The following is a 16,785-nucleotide window of genomic DNA, read 5'->3' as shown; positions in this document are numbered from 1 at the left end:
GGAGGCGGGAGCGCTCGGCGGGCGGCGGCCCCCGAGCGCGGGTGCGGCGCGCGGGCGCCGGGCCCCGGCGAGGAGGAGCGGCACGTGAGCGAGAGCAGCGCGGAGGCCGTCGCCGACGTGGCCTCCGCGGCCGGGAGCCGGCGGCGGGCCACTCTCGCGGGTGCCGCGATAGGCGTGGTCGCCGCGGGCGCCGCCGCCGGGGTCGCCCTGGAGCGGCTCACGGTCGGGCGGGGCATACGCCGTAGGGCCCGGCTGGCCCTGGACTCGGCGGGGCCGTACGGCGCGCTGCGCGGCACGCCCGGCAAGGCGTACGCCGACGACGGCACCGAGCTGTACTACGAGGTCGACGAGGCCGACCCGGACGTCGCGCTCGCCCCGCGCCGCCGCAGGCTCTTCGGCCGCAGGGCGCCCGCCCCGGTGACGGTCGTCTTCAGCCACGGCTACTGCCTGAGCCAGGACTCCTGGCACTTCCAGCGGGCCGCGCTGCGGGGAGTGGTGCGGACGGTCCACTGGGACCAGCGCAGCCACGGACGGTCGGGGCGCGGGGTCACCCAGCTGAGGGACGGCGAGCCCGTCTCCATCGACCAGCTGGGGCGGGATCTGAAGGCCGTCGTGGACGAGGCCGCGCCGGAGGGCCCCGTCGTGCTCGTCGGGCACTCGATGGGCGGCATGACGGTGATGGCGCTCGCCGACCAGTACCCCGAGTTCGTACGGGAGCGCGTGGTCGGGGTCGGCCTGGTGGGGACGTCGTCGGGACGGCTCGGGGAGGTCAACTTCGGGCTGCCGGTGGCCGGCGTCAACGCGGTGCGGCGGGTGCTGCCCGGGGTGCTGAAGGCGCTGGGGCAGCGGGCCGAGCTGGTGGAGCGCGGGCGCCGGGCCACCGCCGACCTGTTCGCGGGGGTCGTCAAGCGGTACTCGTTCGCGTCCCGGGACGTCGACCCCTCGGTGGCGCGGTTCGCGGAGCGGCTGATCGAGGGCACGCCGATCGACGTGGTCGCCGAGTTCTACCCCGCCTTCGCCGACCACGACAAGACCGAGGCGCTCGCCCGCTTCGCCGGGCTGCCCGTGCTCGTCCTCGCGGGGATCAAGGACCTCGTCACGCCGAGCGAGCACAGCGAGGCCATCGCCGACCTGCTGCCCGACGCGGAGCTGGTGCTCGTGCCGGACGCGGGGCACCTGGTGATGCTGGAGCACCCGGAGGCGGTGACGGACCGGCTGGCCGACCTCCTCGTGCGGGCCGGCGCCGTCCCCGCAGGGGCTACGGTGGGCAGCTATGGAAGCACCAGCAGCGCACAACCAGGCTGAGCCCGCGACCGACGGCGTCAGCGCCCGGATCACCGTCACCTCCCCCGAACAGATGCAGCAGCTGGGCCGCCGCCTGGCCGGGCTGCTGCGCGCCGGTGACCTGGTACTGCTCACCGGCGAGCTCGGCGCAGGCAAGACGACCCTGACCCGGGGGCTGGGGGAGGGGCTGGGGGTCCGGGGCGCGGTGACCTCGCCGACCTTCGTGATCGCCCGCGTGCACCCCTCGCTGGGCGACGGGCCGCCGCTGGTCCACGTGGACGCGTACCGCCTGGCCGGCGGGCTCGACGAGATGGAGGACCTCGACCTGGACGTCTCGCTGACCGACTCCGTGGTGGTCGTGGAGTGGGGCGAGGGCCGGATGGAGGAGCTGACGGACGAGCGTCTGCATGTGCTCATCCACCGGGCCGCGGGCGACACGGACGACGAGACCCGCGAGGTGGCGCTGACCGGACTCGGCGCGCGGTGGGCCGCGGTCGGTCTCGCGGAGGCGCTGGGGGACTGATACGCGGGTGAGAGGGGAGGGGCGCCTGGCGGCGCCCCTTTTTCGTTTACGCGTTCGTATGTTCGCCCAACGTGCCGACATGTTGTCGGGAAGATATTGCGTCCACGGGTGCGGCCGTGTTCACATGGATGCCAATGTTGGTTAGGTCTACCTAACCACGTCTGCTCCCGGAGCCCCAGGAGGCGGCCATGGCTACTTCGGAACGTGACGTGCCGCGGACTCCGGCGGGGCGGTGCGCGGTGCCGCCGTTCCGGCCGGGCGGCCTCTCCATGGGCGAGCTGCTGGCGTCCTGCGCCGCGGCCGCCGCGGTGTCCACGCCGCCGCCCGCGCCCGCCCCGGCGCCCGTCGTCGCGGAGGAGCGGCGCGAGGCCGCCTGAGCGAGGTCCACCGGTCCGTCCCGCGGTGCGGGACGGCGCGGGCTACTCGACGACGACGACCTTCTTGCCGATCGTCGCGAACTCCCACATCGCGTTGCCGTCCGCGCGCGACTCGCGGATGCCGCCGAGCTTCTTCGTGGCGTCCGGCGCCCGGGTCGAGCCGTCGACCGCCGCGCTGAAGCCGATCGGCACGCCCTCGGTGGACGCGAAGATCACGACGTGCTCGATCGCCACGCCGTCGGAGCCGGTGATCTGCCCCGTGCGCGAGGTGACCGTGTAGCTGCCGGCCGCCGGGTCGACCGTGCCGGGGGTGACCTTGAAGGTGCGGCCCGCCGTGCCGCTCTCGTCGACGATCCAGACCCGGTCCTCGCCCAGCGCGTACACGACCCGCTCGCCCGTGCCCGACCCGGCGGGCAGCGCGGTCGGGTCCTCCTTCTCGGGCGGCGCCTTCGACGCGCTCGCCTCGGGCGACGCGGAGGGCTGCGGCTTGCCCAGGTCGGTCGGCACGTTCGCCGACGCCTGGTAGGCGAGGAAGCCGACTGCGGCGATGGCCGCCGCGGTGAGCCCGGCCACGAATCCCGAGCTGCTCCTAGCCACCGTGTGTGCCACCTCTCGAACCGCGCGTGTGTTTGTGCTGTGACGGTAGCAGCCGCCCCGCTCCGGACCGGGGCGGCCGTGCCCTGTGCTCCGGAGCCGTAGGCTGTTCGCGTGCTCTTGCTCGCTCTGGATACCGCCACTCCCGCCGTCACCGTCGCGCTGCACGACGGCACGGCCGTCGTCGCCTCGTCGAGCCAGGTGGACGCCCGCCGCCACGGCGAGCTGCTGCTGCCGGCCGTGGACAAGGTGCTCTCCGAGGCCGGGCTGCGGCTCGACGCCGTCACCGGCGTCGTCGTCGGCACCGGCCCCGGCCCCTACACCGGCCTGCGCGTCGGCCTCATGACCGCCGACACCTTCGGCCTCGCCCTCGGTGTGCCGGTGCACGGCCTGTGCACGCTCGACGCGCTCGCGTACGCGGCGGACGTCGAGGGCCCCTTCGTGGTGGCCACCGACGCGCGGCGCAAGGAGGTGTACTGGGCGCGGTACGAGGACCGGCGCACGCGCGTCGCGGGGCCCGACGTGGACCGGCCCGCCGACATCGCGCGGGAGGTGGCCGGGCTGCCCGCCGTCGGCGCCGGCGCACGGCTCTACCCCGACACCTTCCCGGACGCCCGCGACCCCGAGCACGTCGGTGCGGCGGCGCTCGCCTCGCTGGCGGCCGAGAGGCTGGCCGCGGGCGAGGAGCTGCCCGCCCCGCGCCCCCTCTACCTGCGCCGCCCCGACGCCCAGGTGCCCAAGAACTACAAGGTGGTCACGCCGAAGTGATCCCCGTGCTGCGCGAGATGCGCTGGTGGGACATCGATCCCGTACTGGACCTGGAGAAGGACCTCTTCCCCGAGGACGCCTGGTCCCGGGGCATGTTCTGGTCCGAGCTGGCCCACGCGCGCGGGCCGGAGGCGACCCGGCGCTACGTCGTGGCGGAGGCGGACGGACGGCTCGTCGGCTACGGTGGCCTCGCCGCGTCCGGCGCCGGCGACGCGCCCGGCGACGGCGCCGGCATCGTCGGCGACGTGCAGACCATCGCCGTCGCCCGCGACCAGTGGGGCACCGGCCTCGGCTCCCGGCTGCTCACCGAGCTGCTGCGGGCCGCGACCGACTTCGAGTGCGCCGAGGTGATGCTCGAGTGCCGCGTCGACAACGTCCGCGCCCAGAAGCTGTACGAGCGCTTCGGCTTCGAGCCCATCGGCTTCCGGCGCGGCTACTACCAGCCGGGGAACGTCGACGCCCTGGTGATGAGACTGGACACAGCAGCCGAGGCGGGACCGCCCGCCGGCTCGACCCCCGCACAAGGAACAGACAACCATGGCTGACGAACCCCTCGTCCTCGGCATCGAGACCTCCTGCGACGAGACCGGAGTCGGCATCGTCCGCGGCCGCACGCTGCTCGCGGACGCCGTCGCGTCCAGCGTCGACGAGCACGCCCGCTTCGGCGGCGTCGTGCCCGAGGTGGCCTCGCGCGCGCACCTGGAGGCGATGGTCCCGACCATCGAGCGCGCCCTGAAGGAGGCCGGGGTCAGCGCCCGCGACCTCGACGGCGTCGCCGTCACCGCCGGACCCGGGCTCGCGGGCGCGCTGCTCGTCGGCGTCTCGGCGGCCAAGGCGTACGCCTACGCCCTCGGCAAGCCGCTCTACGGGGTCAACCACCTCGCCTCCCACATCTGCGTGGACCAGCTGGAGCACGGCGCGCTGCCGGAGCCGACGATGGCGCTGCTGGTGTCCGGCGGCCACTCCTCGCTCCTGCTGTCCACCGACATCACCAGCGACGTGCGCCCGATGGGCGCGACCATCGACGACGCGGCGGGCGAAGCCTTCGACAAGATCGCGCGCGTGCTGAACCTCGGCTTCCCCGGCGGCCCGGTCATCGACCGGTACGCCAAGGAGGGCGACCCGGACGCGATCGCGTTCCCGCGCGGGCTCACCGGGCCGCGCGACCCCGCGTACGACTTCTCCTTCTCCGGCCTGAAGACCGCCGTGGCCCGCTGGATCGAGGCCAGGCGCGCGGCCGGCGAGGAGGTGCCGGTGCGGGACGTCGCCGCGTCCTTCCAGGAGGCCGTCGTCGACGTGCTCACCCGCAAGGCCGTGCGGGCCTGCAAGGACGAGGGCGTCGACCACCTGATGATCGGCGGCGGCGTGGCCGCCAACTCGCGGCTGCGGGCACTGGCCCAGGAGCGCTGCGAGGCCGCCGGGATCCGGCTGCGGGTGCCCCGGCCCAAGCTGTGCACCGACAACGGCGCGATGGTCGCGGCGCTCGGCGCGGAGATGGTCGCCCGGGGCCGCGCCGCCTCCGACTGGGACCTGTCCGCCGACTCCTCGCTGCCGGTGACCGACCCGCACGTGCCGGGCCACGGTCACGACCACGTGCACGAGACGGCCAAGGAGAACCTGTACTCATGACCGTCGCGCTGATGTGGGAGGCCCGGGCCGTGGCCGGCCGGGGCGAGGAGCTGCTGGCCTGGGTGCGGGCGCAGGAGCTGCCGCGGGAGCCGCTGCGCCGCGAGGTGCTGCGGGCGCCGCAGGACCGCGTGCTCGTCATCACCTGGTGGGACGCCCCGTACGACGCGGAGGTGCCCGAACTGCCGGAGCCCGGCGCGGAGCTGGTGACGCGGGCGGTGCACCGGTGGCGCTTCGAGTCCGTGTCCGCGACCGGCACCGGGGACTGAGCGGACCGGGGCCTTTCCGTGCCCGCGGCCGGCGACTGGGCGGGCCGGGGCCTTCGTTCCGCCCGGCGTCCGTGCGGCAGGGCGGCGGTCCGCCCTGCCGTACGGATCCTGAGAAAGCTCAACGAAGTCTGAGAGTTTTCGAAATAAATGCGTTAAGGGGTTCCTGCCCGTAATAATTCGGACTTACGTTCCTGTCCTGTGACGGGAGAAGCCGAGGGCGGGGACGACACCGGCGGCGCGAGACCCGGCGGCCGGCGCCCCCGGCTGCTCAGGGCCGCGGGCATCGTGCTGGGCTGCGCCCTCGTGGCCGGCGCCGCCGGGGCGGGCTGGGCGTACCGGCATCTGAACCACAACATCACCAGCGTCGACATCAGCGGGGCGCTCGGCGACGACCGGCCGGCCCGGGGCGTGACCACCCCGACCCCGTCGGGGACCGGGTCCGCCACCCCGCTGCCCAGCGGCGCCCTGAACATCCTGGTCCTCGGCTCGGACTCGCGCAGCGGCGCGGAGAACGCGGAGCTCGGCGGCGGCGGCGGCGAGGGCGCCCGCTCCGACACGGCGATGGTCGTGCACCTCGACGAGGGCCGCACCTCGGCGACGGTGGTCAGCATCCCGCGCGACACCCTGGTCACCCGCCCGGCCTGCCCGGCGGAGTCCGGGGGCACCACGCCGGTGGCGTACGGCGCGATGTTCAACAGCGCCTACGCGGTGGGCGGCCCGGTGTGCGCCGTGAAGACGGCCGAGGCCCTGACGGACGTGCGCATGGACCACTACGTCGAGATCGACTTCTCCGGCTTCGCACGCCTCGTCGACGCGCTCGGCGGCGTCACGGTCACCACGGACGAGGACATCGACGACGACCGGAGCCGTCTGAGGCTGGAGGCGGGCGAGCACCACCTCGACGGCGAGCGGGCGCTGGCGCTGGCCCGCACCCGGCACGGCATCGGCGACGGCAGCGACCTGGGCCGCATAGGACTGCAGCAGCAGCTCGTGAAGGCCCTGCTCGACCGCGTCTCCTCGATGGACCTGTTCACCGACCCCGCCGAGCTCTACGAGGTCGCCGACGCGGTCACCGGCAGCCTCACCACGGACACCGGCCTGGACTCCCTGGGCGAACTCGTCGAACTGGGCCGCAGCCTGCGCGGCCTCGACTCCGGTGCGGTGAGGACGGTGACCATGCCCGTCGTCCCCGCCCCCTACGACGCCAACCGGGTCGTCGCGGACGAGCCGGAGGCGGGCGAGCTGTGGGAGTCGCTGAAGTAGGCGCGGGGGAAAGGGCCCGCCCCCCGGCGACGGTCCGGGGGCGGGCGGGGAAGCGCCGGGGCGCTACGGCAGGTTGCGCGCCATGACGATGCGCTGGACCTGGTTCGTGCCCTCGTAGATCTGCGTGATCTTGGCGTCGCGCATCATGCGCTCGACCGGGTAGTCGCGCGTGTAGCCGTAGCCGCCGAGCAGCTGGACCGCGTCGGTGGTGACCTCCATGGCGACGTCGGAGGCGAAGCACTTGGCCGCCGCGCCCTGGTAGGTGAGGTCGGCGTCGCCGCGCTCGGAGGCGGCGGCCGCCTGGTAGGTCAGGGCGCGGGCGGCGGAGATCTTCATCGCCATGTCCGCGAGCATGAACTGGATGCCCTGGAAGTCGGCGATCGGCTTGCCGAACTGCTTGCGCTCCTTGACGTAGCCCTTGGCGTAGTCGAGGGCGCCCTGCGCGATGCCGAGGGCCTGGGCGGCGATGGTGATGCGGGTGTGGTCCAGGGTCTTCATCGCCGTGGCGAAGCCGGTGCCCTCCTCGCCGATCATGCGGTCGGCGGGGATGCGGACGTTGTCGAAGTAGACCTCGCGGGTCGGGGAGCCCTTGATGCCGAGCTTCTTCTCCGGGGCGCCGAAGGAGACGCCCTCGTCGGACTTCTCCACGACGAAGGCCGAGATGCCCTTGGAGCGCTTGGCCGGGTCGGTCACGGCCATGACCGTGTAGTACTCGCTGACGCCCGCGTTGGTGATCCAGCGCTTGACGCCGTTGAGGACGTAGTGGTCGCCGTCGCGGACCGCCTTGGTCTTCATGCCGACCGCGTCCGAGCCCGCGTCCGGCTCGGAGAGGCAGTACGAGAACATGGCGTCGCCCTTGGCCAGCGGCGTCATGTACTTCTTCTTCAGCTCCTCGGAGCCGGAGAGGATCACCGGCAGGGAACCCAGCTTGTTCACGGCCGGGATCAGCGAGGAGGACGCGCAGACGCGGGCCACCTCCTCGATCACGACGACCGTGGCGAGCGCGTCGGCGCCCGCGCCGCCGTAACTCTCGGGAACGTGCACCGCGTGCAGGTCGGAGGCGACCAGCGCGTCGAGGGCCTCCTGCGGGAAGCGGGCCTCCTCGTCCACCGCGGCGGCGTGCGGCGCGATCTTGGCCTCGGCGAGCGAGCGCACCGTATCGCGGAGCATGTCGTGCTCTTCGGTCGGCCGGTACAGGTCGAAATCAGGCGATCCCGCCAAGACTCTCACTCTCCAAGGGCGCTAACTACTGTTAAGTAACCGGAATTTTAGGGCGCGGGCTCACCGGAGGGATACGTGAGCTTGGCGACAGCGGGAAGGGTGCCCGGTCAACGGCGCGACTATGCTCATGCAGCGCACCTCCGCCGGACACCCCTGGAGCACCCCATGGCCTTGAAGATCACCGTGATCGGCACCGGCTATCTCGGCGCCACGCACGCCGCGGCCATGGCCGAGCTCGGCTTCGAGGTGCTGGGTCTCGACGTGGTCCCCGAGAAGATCGAGATGCTCCGGCGGGGCGAGGTCCCGATGTACGAGCCCGGTCTGGAGGAGCTGCTGCGCAGGCACGTGGCGGGCATCGAGGGCTCCACCGGGCGGCTGCGCTTCACGACGGACTGGGCCGAGGTCGGTGCCTTCGGCGACGTCCACTTCGTCTGCGTGAACACCCCGCAGAAGCACGGTGAGTACGCCTGCGACATGTCGTACGTGGACAGCGCGATCGCGTCGCTGGCGCCGCACCTGACGGGCCCCGCCCTGGTCGTCGGCAAGTCGACGGTGCCGGTCGGTTCGGCGGACCGGCTCGCCCGGGAGCTGGCGGCGCTGGCCCCGGCCGGCGAGGGGGTCGAGCTGGCCTGGAACCCCGAGTTCCTGCGCGAGGGCTTCGCCGTCCAGGACACGCTGCACCCCGACCGGATCGTCGTCGGCGTGCGCAGCGACCGGGCCGAGAAGCTGCTGCGCGAGGTGTACGCGACGCCGGTCGGCGAGGGCTCGCCGTTCGTGGTGACGGACTTCCCGACCGCCGAGCTGGTGAAGACGGCCGCGAACTCCTTCCTCGCCACCAAGATCTCCTTCATCAACGCCATGGCGGAAGTGTGCGAGGCCGCGGGCGGCGACGTGGCCAAGCTCGCCGAGGCGATCGGGTACGACGAGCGGATCGGCCGGAAGTTCCTGCGGGCCGGCATCGGCTTCGGCGGCGGCTGCCTGCCCAAGGACATCCGCGCCTTCATGGCCCGCGCGGGCGAGCTGGGCGCCGACCAGGCGCTGACCTTCCTGCGCGAGATCGACTCCATCAACATGCGGCGGCGCGGGCAGATGGTGGCGATGGCCCGCGACGCGCTCGGCGACGGCTCGTTCCTGGGCAAGCGGGTCGCCGTGCTCGGTGCGACCTTCAAGCCGGACTCCGACGACGTGCGGGACTCCCCGGCGCTGAACGTCGCGGGCCAGATCCACCTCCAGGGCGGCCAGGTCACCGTCTACGACCCCAAGGGCATGGACAACGCCCGCAAGCTCTTCCCGACCCTCGGCTACGCCGGCTCCGCGATCGAGGCGGTCCGGGGCGCCGACGTGGTGCTCCACCTCACCGAGTGGGCGGAGTTCCGCGACCTGGACCCGGCCGAGCTGGGCGAGGCCGTCGAGCGCCGCGTCCTGCTGGACGGCCGCAACGCGCTGGACCCGGCGGTGTGGCGCGCGGCGGGCTGGACCTACCGGGCGATGGGGCGGCCGTCGGCCTGAGCGCCCCGGACGTCCGTGTGCCCCTCCGGCGGCCGCCGGAGGGGCACACGCGTGTTCCGGCGGGGCGCGGCCGCGCCGGCTACTTCGACCGGTAGCGGCGCATCTTCGCGCGCGCCCCGCACACCGCCATCGAGCACCAGCGGCCGCGGCCCGCGGGGCTGCGGTCGTAGTAAGCCCACAGGCAGGTCTCGGCCTCGCACGCCTTCAGGCGCGGCCAGGTGCCGGCGGCGGCCGCCCCGGCGACGGCCGCGGCCACCCGGGAGACGAGCGGGGCGGGATCGGCCGGGACGAGGGACGCCGAGCCGTCGCGCGCGTCGACGGCGACCAGCAGCGGCGCGCGGGCCAGCAGCTCGCCGAGCGGGGCGACCGGCCGGTGCGGGGGGTGGCCGGCGTGCGCCAGGCAGGCCGCGCGCAGCGATTCGCGCAGCTCGCGGGCGGCCGCGACCCCGTCCTCGGGGACGTCCAGCGCCGCGCGGCCCTCCGCCGTGTCCAGGGAGTCGGCGCCCGACTCCACGTCCAGGGTGTTCACCAGGGCCTGGACCAGGGCCAGGCCGCCGGGGGCGGGCGCGCGGTCGTTCATGGTTGCGACGTTACCCGTCATACGGCACCATGCGGTAACGGTTACCGGCTGACGCCATCTACTGGTAACCGCTGATGCGGTACGGACCGAGAAGACCGACCGAGGAGGAAGTCATGGCTCACGCCGAGCTGGCCACCGTCGTCCTGGACTGCCCCGATCCGCGGGCGCTGGCCGGGTTCTACGCCGAGGTGCTGGGCGGTTCCGTGGAGGGCGAGGGCGACTGGGTGGATCTGAAGGTCCGGGGCGGGCGGACGCTGGCGTTCCAGGCCGCGCCGGGGTACGTGCCGCCGAGGTGGCCGGCGCCCGACGCCTCGCAGCAGTTCCACCTGGACCTCGTGGTGGACGACCTGGACACGGCCGAGAAGGCGGTACTGGCGCTGGGCGCGACGGTGCTCGACGCGGCGGACCGGGAGCGGTCCTTCCGGGTGTACGCGGACCCGGCCGGGCACCCGTTCTGCCTGTGCGCCTCCTGACCGGCCGCTTTCCGGCGGCTCAGCCCGGCAGGGCGGCGGGGGCGCGCGGTCCGTCCAGGTCGGCGATGCGCGCGCCGGACGGGCCGCGGCGCTGCCGGGCGGCGCGGGCCGCGAACTCCACGCTCCGCAGGACGCGCTGCATGTTGCCCCAGGTGAGCAGTGCGACGTCGGACTCGGGCCAGCCGCGGTCCAGCAGTTCGGCGACGAGCCGGGGGTAGCAGGAGGCGTCGGGGAGCTCCTGCGGATGGGCGGCGGAGCAGTCGTACGTCCCCGACAGGCCGACGCTGTGCGGGCCGGCCACCGCGCGCACGTGGTCCAGGTGGTCGGCCACGTCCCGCACGGTCGGGCCGGTCTGCTCGGCGGTGAGCGGCACCAGGCACAGTCCCTTGGCGGCGCCGAGCGCGGCGAGCACGTCGTCGGAGAGGTTCGCCGGGTGCGGGCGCAGGGCGCGCGCGGCGGAACGGGCGCACAGGACCGGCGCCTTGGAGACGCCGAGGGTGCCGCGGATCGTCGCGTCGCAGGCGCCGGACAGGTCGGCGACCATGCCGACGCGGTTCATCTCGCGCACCACCTGCTCGCCGAACCGGGTCAGCCCCGCCTCCGACGCCCAGGAGACGCCGGTGAGGGTGAGCACGCGCAGGCCGAGCGTGTACAGGGCGCGCAGGATCTCCAGGGAGTCGCCCATCGCCGGGGCGTCGGCGGGACCGAGCAGCACGGCGACACGGCCGCAGTGGCGGGCGTCGGCCACCTCCGAGGCGCTGTGGGCCGCCCGCAGGCTCTCGGGGTAGGCGCGGATCACCGAGCCCGCCAGGTCGAGCCGGCGCAGGACGGCGCCGACGGGGCCGTCCCCGTCGGCGCCGTCGGCCGGGTGCAGCGACCACAGCAGCGCGCCCACGTGTCCGGCGCGCAGCCGCGGCACGTCCGTGCAGACGGCGTTCTCGCCCAGCTCCAGGTCGTAGTACGTGAGTCCGCGAAGAGCCCGCGACAGCCCGTTGTAGCCGTCCGCCACCGGGTGCGCGGCCAGGAGGGCGCGGGCCCGGGCCAGGGTCTCCTCGTCCGGCTCTCCGGTGCTCGGCTGCGTCCTCGCGGGGTCGGGCCGGGCGAGGACGAGGCCCTCGTCGAGCTCGCCCACCCCGGTGGCGAAGAGCAGCTCGTCCTGCAGATCAGCCATGGCGACACTCCATGAAAATCGACGCGGCGGGGGGTACGGCCACCGTGCCACGCACATGTCAGGGAGGCGCGGCGAGCGGAGCGTTCGGGGTACGGGGCGCGCGGCGTCCGCGGGGCGCACTGCGGACGCGGCGCACGGCCGTACGGCGACCGGCGGGGCGGAGGCGGCGTCGGGGCGGGTACGGCGACGGGGCCGGGGCGGGTACGGCGACGGGGCCGGGGCGCGCGCCCTCCGGCGCGTGCCCCGGCCCCGTGGGACGGACCGGGCGCGGGGTCAGTTCCCCGACACGGTCACCGTCTCGTCGTTCTTCAGCTGCTCCACCAGGGTCTTGACCTTGGCGGTGTCCCACTGGAGGTTGCCGTTGGCGGCGTTGCCGGAGATCGGCATGTTCATGGACTTGCCGTCGCCGCCGGTGACGCCCTTCATCGCCCAGAACATGCCCGCCAGGTCGAACAGGCCCATGTCCTTGTCCACGATCAGGGTGTCGAGGCCCGCGCTCATCGTCGGGTAGAGCTTGAAGGGGTTCAGGACGGTGCTCGGCGTCGCCGTCTGACCGGCCAGGGCCGAGAGGAACTTCTGCTGGTTCTTCGTGCGGTCCAGGTCGCTGCCGGCGAGGGCGTAGCGGGTGCGGACGAAGGCGAGGGCCTGCTGGCCGTCGAGGGTCTGCTTGCCCTCCTCGAAGTCGGCGCCGGACTTCGTGTCCTTCATGCCGCCCTTGGGGATGTCGATCTCGACGCCGCCGACCGCGTCCACGATGTTCGCGAAGCCCGCGAAGCCGATCTCGACGTAGTGGTCGATGTGGAGGCCCGTGTTGGCCTCGACGGTGCGCACCAGCAGCTCGGGGCCGTCCTCCGCGTACGCCGCGTTCAGCTTCACCTGGCGGCCGGTGCCCTGGTAGAGCTTGCCGGACTCGGAGCCCTTGTACGAGGGGATCGTGACGTTGGAGTCGCGGGGGAGCGAGACGAGCGTCGGGCCGTTGGAGCCGGTGTGCAGGATCATCATCGAGTCCGTGCGCTTGCCCTCGGCGGACCCGGTGTGCAGCTTCTTCTTCTCCTCGTCGGACATGCCCGCGCGGCTGTCGGAGCCGACGATGAGGTAGTTCGTGCCGTCGCCCGCCTCCGGCCGGTCGATCACCATGGACAGGTCGACCTCGCGGTTGAGCTTGGAGTCGGCCCAGAAGTACGTGCCGACGGAGACCACGACGAACAGGACGACCAGGGTGATCGCGGTCACCTTGATGCGGCGGCCCCAGTTCGGCGCGGGGCGCGGGCCGCGCCCGTCCGGACCGCCGGGTCCGCCCCCGCTGCCGGCCCCGTAGACCTGGCCCGTGTTGTACCCGCTGTCGTACCCCGAACCGTCGACGTACGACTGCTGGGGCGGCACCCCGCCGCCCCGGGGCGGCGCGGGCGGGTACGCTCCGCCGCCCTGGCCGCGCTGCACATGACGCATCACACGGGCGCCCTCGGGCTGCGCGCTGGCGCTGCCGCGACCGTGGCGGTTGTCGTCGGACCATCCCTCGGGCCAATCGTTCATGAGCCCCAGTGTGCAGTGCCCTGCTGTGTCCCTTACAAGAGTCCGTGGAAATTGGGGTCCGGGCTGTTGCAGAGCTGATGCAAAGCATCGGCCGCACGCCCCGGGCATGCCCCGGGCATAAGGTGGACGCCATGACAGACCAGGCCCCCGCCTCGGAAAACGGTATTCCGGGCAAGCCGACCTCGGCCTCCCGCACCACCCTCAGCCACATCATGACCCACAGCGACACCAACCTCCTGGGAACGGTGCACGGTGGCGTGATCATGAAACTGGTCGACGACGCGGCCGGTGCCGTGGCCGGCCGGCACTCCGGCGGCCCGGCCGTCACCGCCTCCATGGACGAGATGGCCTTCCTGGAGCCGGTCCGGGTCGGCGACCTGGTCCACGTCAAGGCGCAGGTGAACTGGACCGGCCGGACCTCCATGGAGGTCGGCGTGCGCGTCCTCGCCGAGCGCTGGAACGAGTCGACCCCGCCCCAGCAGGTCGGCTCCGCCTACCTCGTCTTCGCCGCGGTCGACGCCGACGGCAAGCCCCGCCCCGTACCGCCGGTGATACCCGAGACCGAGCGCGACCGGCGCCGCTGCCAGGAGGCCCAGATCCGCCGCACCCACCGCCTCGCCCGCCGCCGCGCGATCATGGAGCTGCGCGAGAAGCGGGCGGCGGAGGGCCTCGACGACTGAGGCGGGACGCCGCCGGGCGAGCGGGTGTCCCGGCGGGTGCCGGAGGCCGGTGCACGCCGGAGCCGGGCGGCCCGCGGCGCCGCGGTGCCCGGTCCCGGTTGCCGGTGCGGTGCCCCTCGGCCCCGGCATGCGGCGCCGCCCCGTGCGGTCCCGGCGGTCCGCCGCCCCCGGCCGGGCGGCCCGGTCAGCCGCCGCACACCACCTCGTCGCCCCGCACCGGGTCCGACCCGGCCTCCGCGGCGGCGTCCACGCGGACGCCGCGGACCCGGTGGGACTCCGAACCCACGATCACCCTCAGGGTCGCGCCCTGGCCGGGGACCGACCGCAGCACGCTGCCCGGCAGGGCCGCCGCGAGGGACTTCGCCGAGCGGTCCCAGCCCGGGTCGTACGCCACGACCGTGCGGCGCACGCCGTGCTCCTGGGAGTTCACCGGCGCGCCCGTGGTGCGGAAGCCCGTCGCGGCCAGCGCGGCGTCGACCCGCTCGGCCAGCCCCGCCGCCGCCGTGCCGTTCTCGACCTGGACCCGGATCCGCTCCGGCGCCACGTCGACCAGCGCCACCGGTCTCCTCCCGCCGTACGGCGCGAGCGGCCGGTCCTCGCGCAGCGCCGCGAAGACCTTCTCCGCCTTCCTGTCGTCCCACTTCACCGTCGACCCGATGCCCTCCACCGGGTACGCCACGTTCCCGACCGGCACGGTCGTGAACTCCGAGGATGCGGGCGAGAAGCTCCGCATCGCCCGTCCGAGGCCCACCAGCTCGTCCGCCCCGAACCCCTCGTCCGCGCGCACCGACCCGAGCACGGCCCGCGTCACGGCGCGGAACTTCACCGGGTTCAGCAGCACCCCGGACGAGCCGGCCCGCGCGATCAGCGCCGCCATGAACCGCTGCTGGCGCTGCATCCGCCCCAGGTCCGCGGCCCCGTCGACGTGGCGCGAGCGCACGTACTGCAGGGCCTGCCCGCCGTTCAGGTCGTGCTTGCCGGCGGGCAGGTCCAGGCCGGTGTACGCGTCCTTCAGCGGCCGCGCCGTGCACAGCTCCACCCCGCCGAGCACGTCCACCGTCCTCATGAAGCTGACGAAGTCGACCTCCAGGTAGTGGTCGATCCTCACGTGCGTCATGTGCTCGACGGTCCGCACGGTCAGCTCCGGGCCGCCCTCCGCGTACGCCGCGTTCAGCTTGACCGGGTGCGGCCCGTGCCGCTCCCCGGTGGTGTGGTCGGTGTGCGCGGGCGTCTCGGCGTACGAGTCGCGCGGCAGGCTCACCACGCTGGCCCGGTCCCGGTCCGCCGAGAGGTGCACGATCATCACCGTGTCCGTGCAGTGGCAGGGCTCCCCGCCCAGCCGGTACCTGCGCTTCTCCTCCGGCGTGAGGCGGTCCCGGCCGTCGGTGCCGACGAGCAGGATGTTCATGCCGTCGCCCCCCTGCGGGCGGTTCTTCATGTCCTTGAAGGGGTCGACGCGGGCGATGTCGGAGGTGAGCCCGCCGACCAGTACGTGCCCGACCCCGGCCACCCCCAGGACGCCGACCGACAGCGCCGTCGCGGCCCGTCCGGCCCAGCGCGCGCCGCGCCGCCCGCCGCCCTCCGGCCGCCCGGTACCGCCGCCCCGGAACAGGGAGAACCGGGCACGTCCCCGCGCGGAGCCGGGGGAGCGGGGCGGCGTGGGCAAGAGGAGCACCTCCACGGCGGCCGAACGGGCGATCTGTGAGCACCGTAGGCCCATACGATCTGCTGCCCGGTGCACCACCGGGGCGGCACGCCTCCGCGTCCCCCGTTCGCGGTAACGTAAGCCGCGATGAACGCGAAGCCCGACGTGCAACTTCCCGCCGTTTCCGTGATCATGCCGGTCCTCAACGAGGAGCGGCATCTGCGCGGCGCCGTCCAAGCGATCCTCGCCCAGGAGTACGCGGGCGAGATGGAGGTCGTGATCGCCCTCGGTCCCTCCACGGACCGCACGGACGAGATCGCCGCCGAGCTGGTGGCCGAGGACCCGCGCGTGCACACGGTGCCGAACCCGACGGGCCGCACGCCCGCCGCGCTGAACGCGGCGATCAAGGCATCCCGCCACCCCGTCGTGGTGCGCGTCGACGGGCACGGCATGCTCTCGCCGAACTACATCGCCACGGCCGTACGGCTGCTGGACGAGACCGGTGCGCAGAACGTCGGCGGCATCATGCACGCCGAGGGCGAGAACGACTGGGAGCACGCGGTCGCCGCCGCGATGACCTCCAGGATCGGCGTGGGCAACGCGGCGTTCCACACGGGCGGCGCGGCCGGCGCCGCCGAGACCGTGTACCTCGGGGTCTTCCGCCGCGAGGCCCTGGAGCAGCAGGGCGGCTACAACGAGGAGTTCGTCCGCGCCCAGGACTGGGAGCTGAACTTCCGCATCCGCGAGGCGGGCGGCCTCATCTGGTTCTCGCCCGAGCTGAAGGTCTCCTACCGCCCGCGGCCGAGCGTGCGCGCGCTCGCCAAGCAGTACAAGGACTACGGCCGCTGGCGCCACGTCGTCGCCCGCTACCACGAGGGCTCGATCAACCTGCGCTACCTCGCGCCGCCGACCGCGGTGTGCGCGATCGCCGCGGGCGTCGTCGTCGGCGCCGTGCTCACCCCGTGGGGCTTCGCGGTCCCGGGCGCCTACCTCGCGGCCATCGCGGCGGGCTCCGTGCCCGCGGGGCGCGGCCTGCCGCTGAAGGCGCGGCTGCAGATCCCCGTCGCCCTGGCCACGATGCACATGTCGTGGGGCTGGGGCTTCCTGACCAGTCCCAAGTCGCTGGCGAAGAAGGTCATCGCGTCCCGGCGGCCGGCGGTCCTCGCCGCGGACTGACACCCCGTCAGGCATCCGGCCCGCCGCGACGCGGGCCGACCCCGCCGCCGACCGCCCCGGTGGCCCGCCGTCCGGGCCGCTGACCGTCGGCCG

The 16,785-nt window shown here is 74.0% G+C and carries 18 protein-coding genes; 12 read left to right on the top strand and 6 right to left on the bottom strand.

The window, feature by feature from the left end; translation table 11 throughout:
- Nucleotides 1-84: 84 nt before the first annotated feature.
- From IE271_RS07330 to IE271_RS07320, 3 genes are all read left to right on the top strand, one after another.
- Nucleotides 85-1,305 (top strand): alpha/beta fold hydrolase, encoded by a 1,221-nt coding sequence (locus IE271_RS07330; protein ID WP_190189382.1) that lies wholly within the window; start codon nt 85-87, stop codon nt 1,303-1,305.
- Nucleotides 1,274-1,807, top strand: coding sequence for a tRNA (adenosine(37)-N6)-threonylcarbamoyltransferase complex ATPase subunit type 1 TsaE (gene tsaE, locus IE271_RS07325; RefSeq protein ID WP_190189381.1), 534 nt, complete (start codon nt 1,274-1,276; stop codon nt 1,805-1,807). The genes IE271_RS07330 and tsaE overlap by 32 nt, the downstream gene beginning before the upstream one ends.
- 188 nt (nt 1,808-1,995) lie before the next feature.
- On the top strand, nt 1,996-2,184 hold the full coding sequence (locus IE271_RS07320) for a hypothetical protein (RefSeq protein ID WP_190189626.1): 189 nt from the start codon (nt 1,996-1,998) through the stop codon (nt 2,182-2,184).
- Nucleotides 2,185-2,226: 42 nt separating this feature from the next.
- Here IE271_RS07320 and IE271_RS07315 read toward each other — a convergent pair whose 3' ends face one another.
- On the bottom strand, nt 2,227-2,781 hold the full coding sequence (locus IE271_RS07315) for a hypothetical protein (protein WP_190189380.1): 555 nt from the start codon (nt 2,779-2,781) through the stop codon (nt 2,227-2,229).
- Between the two features lie 111 nt (nt 2,782-2,892).
- Here IE271_RS07315 and tsaB point away from each other — a divergent pair, with 111 nt between their 5' ends.
- From tsaB to IE271_RS07290, 5 genes are all read left to right on the top strand, one after another.
- Nucleotides 2,893-3,546, top strand: a complete 654-nt coding sequence (gene tsaB / locus IE271_RS07310; RefSeq protein WP_190189379.1) for a tRNA (adenosine(37)-N6)-threonylcarbamoyltransferase complex dimerization subunit type 1 TsaB — start codon at nt 2,893-2,895, stop codon at nt 3,544-3,546.
- A gap of 17 nt (nt 3,547-3,563) precedes the next feature.
- Complete coding sequence (gene rimI, locus IE271_RS07305) at nt 3,564-4,091, top strand: ribosomal protein S18-alanine N-acetyltransferase (RefSeq protein ID WP_190189603.1); 528 nt, start codon at nt 3,564-3,566, stop codon at nt 4,089-4,091.
- Nucleotides 4,084-5,175 (top strand): tRNA (adenosine(37)-N6)-threonylcarbamoyltransferase complex transferase subunit TsaD, encoded by a 1,092-nt coding sequence (gene tsaD / locus IE271_RS07300; RefSeq protein WP_190189378.1) that lies wholly within the window; start codon nt 4,084-4,086, stop codon nt 5,173-5,175. The genes rimI and tsaD overlap by 8 nt, the downstream gene beginning before the upstream one ends.
- Nucleotides 5,172-5,441 (top strand): hypothetical protein, encoded by a 270-nt coding sequence (locus IE271_RS07295; protein WP_190189377.1) that lies wholly within the window; start codon nt 5,172-5,174, stop codon nt 5,439-5,441. Before tsaD ends, IE271_RS07295 begins: the two co-directional genes overlap by 4 nt.
- Before the next feature lie 198 nt (nt 5,442-5,639).
- Complete coding sequence (locus IE271_RS07290; RefSeq protein WP_190189376.1) at nt 5,640-6,704, top strand: LCP family protein; 1,065 nt, start codon at nt 5,640-5,642, stop codon at nt 6,702-6,704.
- A 63-nt stretch (nt 6,705-6,767) separates the two neighbouring features.
- Here the strand turns inward: IE271_RS07290 and IE271_RS07285 are convergent, their stop codons facing one another.
- The gene (locus IE271_RS07285; RefSeq protein ID WP_190189375.1) at nt 6,768-7,925 is read right to left on the bottom strand and encodes an acyl-CoA dehydrogenase; all 1,158 of its coding nucleotides are present in this window, start codon (nt 7,923-7,925) and stop codon (nt 6,768-6,770) included.
- A gap of 165 nt (nt 7,926-8,090) precedes the next feature.
- Between IE271_RS07285 and IE271_RS07280 the strand changes: the two genes are divergently transcribed.
- Complete coding sequence (locus IE271_RS07280) at nt 8,091-9,434, top strand: UDP-glucose dehydrogenase family protein (RefSeq protein WP_190189374.1); 1,344 nt, start codon at nt 8,091-8,093, stop codon at nt 9,432-9,434.
- Nucleotides 9,435-9,513: 79 nt separating this feature from the next.
- Here the strand turns inward: IE271_RS07280 and IE271_RS07275 are convergent, their stop codons facing one another.
- Nucleotides 9,514-10,014, bottom strand: coding sequence for a CGNR zinc finger domain-containing protein (locus IE271_RS07275; protein ID WP_190189373.1), 501 nt, complete (start codon nt 10,012-10,014; stop codon nt 9,514-9,516).
- A 113-nt stretch (nt 10,015-10,127) separates the two neighbouring features.
- On the opposite strand from IE271_RS07275, the gene IE271_RS07270 reads away from it, so the two are divergent.
- Complete coding sequence (locus IE271_RS07270) at nt 10,128-10,487, top strand: VOC family protein (protein ID WP_190189372.1); 360 nt, start codon at nt 10,128-10,130, stop codon at nt 10,485-10,487.
- Between the two features lie 19 nt (nt 10,488-10,506).
- Here the strand turns inward: IE271_RS07270 and IE271_RS07265 are convergent, their stop codons facing one another.
- Both IE271_RS07265 and IE271_RS07260 read right to left on the bottom strand, forming a co-directional pair.
- A complete protein-coding gene (locus IE271_RS07265) occupies nt 10,507-11,658 on the bottom strand; it encodes a dipeptidase (RefSeq protein ID WP_190189371.1) in 1,152 nt (383 codons plus the stop codon).
- A 273-nt stretch (nt 11,659-11,931) separates the two neighbouring features.
- Complete coding sequence (locus IE271_RS07260; RefSeq protein ID WP_190189370.1) at nt 11,932-13,191, bottom strand: LCP family protein; 1,260 nt, start codon at nt 13,189-13,191, stop codon at nt 11,932-11,934.
- Between the two features lie 131 nt (nt 13,192-13,322).
- Between IE271_RS07260 and IE271_RS07255 the strand changes: the two genes are divergently transcribed.
- A complete protein-coding gene (locus IE271_RS07255; RefSeq protein ID WP_190189369.1) occupies nt 13,323-13,871 on the top strand; it encodes an acyl-CoA thioesterase in 549 nt (182 codons plus the stop codon).
- Between the two features lie 184 nt (nt 13,872-14,055).
- Here the strand turns inward: IE271_RS07255 and IE271_RS07250 are convergent, their stop codons facing one another.
- Nucleotides 14,056-15,537 carry an LCP family protein gene (locus IE271_RS07250; RefSeq protein ID WP_229919186.1) on the bottom strand — a complete coding sequence of 494 codons (1,482 nt, stop codon included), beginning with the start codon at nt 15,535-15,537 and terminating at the stop codon, nt 14,056-14,058.
- A gap of 126 nt (nt 15,538-15,663) precedes the next feature.
- On the opposite strand from IE271_RS07250, the gene IE271_RS07245 reads away from it, so the two are divergent.
- Nucleotides 15,664-16,692 carry a glycosyltransferase family 2 protein gene (locus IE271_RS07245; RefSeq protein ID WP_190189367.1) on the top strand — a complete coding sequence of 343 codons (1,029 nt, stop codon included), beginning with the start codon at nt 15,664-15,666 and terminating at the stop codon, nt 16,690-16,692.
- Nucleotides 16,693-16,785 lie beyond the last annotated feature (93 nt).

Source organism: Streptomyces minutiscleroticus (assembly GCF_014650875.1).
Classification (GTDB): Bacteria; Actinomycetota; Actinomycetes; order Streptomycetales; family Streptomycetaceae; genus Streptomyces; species Streptomyces minutiscleroticus.
The sequence above is the reverse complement of the archived record's forward strand: the minus strand, read 5'-3'. Positions and strand labels throughout refer to the sequence as shown.